A 2362-nucleotide genomic window follows, 5' to 3' on the forward strand; every position below is an offset into this window, starting at 1 on the left:
GGGGCGGAAGGCCCAGCGGGGCAGCGAGGCGCGGGCGTAGGCGGTGAGGTCGCCGCGCAGCCGCAGCGCGAGCGCGGTCGCCGCGGGCCCTTCCTCGTACGTCGTGCCGCTCAGTTCGTCCGGCCGCAGGCCGTGCTCCTCGGCGGCGACCAGACACAGAGCGAGCAGCCACATCCCTGTGTGGCCGCCGGGGAGCGCGAGCCGCACGCGAGCGAGCGGGACACCGTCGAACAGGCGCCGTACGTCGCCGAGGTGAGCGAGTGCCAGGCCCTCGCGCCCGAAGGCGCCGGCCGCTGCCGGGTCGCCCGGGTCGAAGCCCGTGCGCGTCGGCGCGTCGCACACGAGGGCGAGGGTGGCCGTACCAGTGGTCCTGGAGAGGTCGAGGGTGTCCTTCACGGGTGCCTCCGGCGGGGGCGCTGTGGCGTGGCGGCCCGTGGAAGGACCGCCCGGACTTCCTCAACGTATGGCACGCGGTGTCAGTCAGCAAGGAGGTTTTACTACTCGCGAGTATCGATATGGCAAAGGGGACGCTCAGATGAGCGATGATCGATCATTCCAAGTGGAGCAAGGGATATGTCCGGCTGGTGGACGGAAATGATCGATCGCGATGGCGCGGGGTGGGGGCTTTTCCGCTCGGGTGCGGCCGTGGCGCGATGGGCGGGCCGAGGCGACCTTGGCACTGCGTGCCGCACCTGCGGGGGTGGAGCGGGATACGGGAAAGGGGCGGCGGGACCGTACGGCCCGCCACCCCTCGCGGTGGAAGTTCTCCGGCGCTCAGTCGCCCTGCGGGCGCAGCGCCTCCTTGATCGTGCGCATGACCTCGTCGAGCGGCGCGTCCGTGCGCGCGACCGTCACGAGCACCTCGCCGCGCGCGCTCGCCGTCGCGGCGGGCCCGGGCCTGCCCGGTGTGAGGCCGCCGACCGCGAAGTTGGCGCCCACCGTGGCCCGTACGATCGCGAAGGCGCGATCGAGCTGGGACATGACGTCGCCCTCGCCGCCGGACCGCAGCCAGCGCCGCAGCACGTGGTTGTGCGCGGTCACGACGGCCGAGGCGGCGACCTCGGCGAGCAGCGGTTCGTCGTTGCGGTTCTGCTCGTGCTCGTCGAAGTGGCCGAGGAGGTAGCGCGTGAAGAGGCGCTCGTAGCGCGAGACGGAGGCGATCTCGCGCTCGCGCAGCGTCGGCACCTCCCGCGTCAGCTTGTAGCGCGCGACCGAGACCTGAGGGGCCGCCGCGTACATCTTCATGACCTCCTTGATGCCCCGGCAGACCGTGTCGAGCGGGTGCTCGTGCGCGGGCGCCGCCTTCAGCACGTCCTCCACGCGGACGAGGGTGTCGTCGTGCTCGGGGAAGATCGCCTCCTCCTTGGACCGGAAGTGGCGGAAGAAGGTCCGGCGGGCGACCCCGGCGGCGGCGGCGATCTCGTCGACGGTCGTCGCCTCGTACCCCTTCGTCGCGAAGAGCTCCATCGCGGCGGACGCCAGTTCGCGGCGCATCTTGAGGCGTTGGGCCGCGGCCCGGCCGCCGGAACCGTTCTCGGTACCCGCCGGGGCCGGGGGAGGGGTGCCGCGGGATGCGGAGGGGGACGACGGAGGCGTGGCCGACTGGGACATGCACCCGAACGTACTGCATCACGCCGCGCGCGTGTGCGCTGCCCGCCGCTCGCGGCTCCTCCCGCACGCCCCTCGCCCGCCCCCCCCGCGCCGCTCGCCGTCCACCGCTCCGATGAGCGGTGCTCGCGCGCGATGAGCGGACAGAGGGGGCCGCCGTCCCCGGATGGGTGAACTGGTCAACGGGGAAGGGGGTTTCCTTCCTTCTGGCCCCCTGACCCGGCGCCGCCCGAGCCGCTACGCTCGGCTGCCATGAACAAAGAGTTGCGTGCGCTCACGGACCGCTTACGGTGCGAGGCGGTGGTGGAGGGGGAGCGGGCGGTCGAGGAGTGCGAACGACTGGCACGCGCGGCCGGGCCCGAGGAACTGGCCGGGGTGCTCAGCGACCCTGGCCGCCCGCTGTGGGCCAGGGAGCTGGCGGCCTACCGCCTCGGCGTCGCCAAGGACCCGCGCGCCTTCGAGACCCTCGTCCTCTTCCTCAACCACCGCGACCCGCAGCGCTGTGCCACCGCCGCCCAGGCCCTCGCCGCGCTCGGCGACCCCAGGACCGCGCGGGCCGCCGCCGCGCTCGCCACCAACGAACTGCGCGTCGCCTACGCGGGGCAGGCCGTCCGGCTCCTCACCACGCTCCGCGCGCCCGAGTCCGTGCCCGCGCTCATCGCGACGCTGGAGCGCCGGCTCGTGCGCAACGACCCCTACCGGAACGTGGCGCTCGCGTGCGTCGCCGGGCTCGGCGTGCTCGGCGACCGGCGGG

Annotated in this window: 3 protein-coding genes; 1 reads left to right on the forward strand and 2 read right to left on the reverse strand. The window is 73.7% G+C overall.

Annotated features, from left to right (window positions below; all coding sequences use genetic code 11):
* On the reverse strand, window positions 1-396 hold a 396-nt coding region (locus tag G3I42_RS32940), incomplete at its 3' end, for a methylmalonyl-CoA mutase family protein (protein ID WP_343244730.1).
* A gap of 378 nt (window positions 397-774) precedes the next feature.
* Window positions 775-1611, reverse strand: coding sequence for a TetR family transcriptional regulator (locus tag G3I42_RS32945; protein WP_164291344.1), 837 nt, complete (start codon window positions 1609-1611; stop codon window positions 775-777).
* Between the two features lie 249 nt (window positions 1612-1860).
* On the opposite strand from G3I42_RS32945, the gene G3I42_RS32950 reads away from it, so the two are divergent.
* A partial coding sequence (locus G3I42_RS32950) for a protein phosphatase (protein WP_164291345.1) occupies window positions 1861-2362 on the forward strand: 502 nt, incomplete at its 3' end.

The organism is Streptomyces sp. SID11385 (assembly GCF_010548245.1).
Lineage (GTDB): Bacteria > Actinomycetota > Actinomycetes > Streptomycetales > Streptomycetaceae > Streptomyces.

Bases quoted from the DNA above. Each gene is read 5' to 3' on its own strand.
- G3I42_RS32945 (WP_164291344.1), bottom strand. From the start codon at position 1,611: ATGTCCCAGTCGGCCACGCCTCCGTCGTCCCCCTCCGCATCCCGCGGC.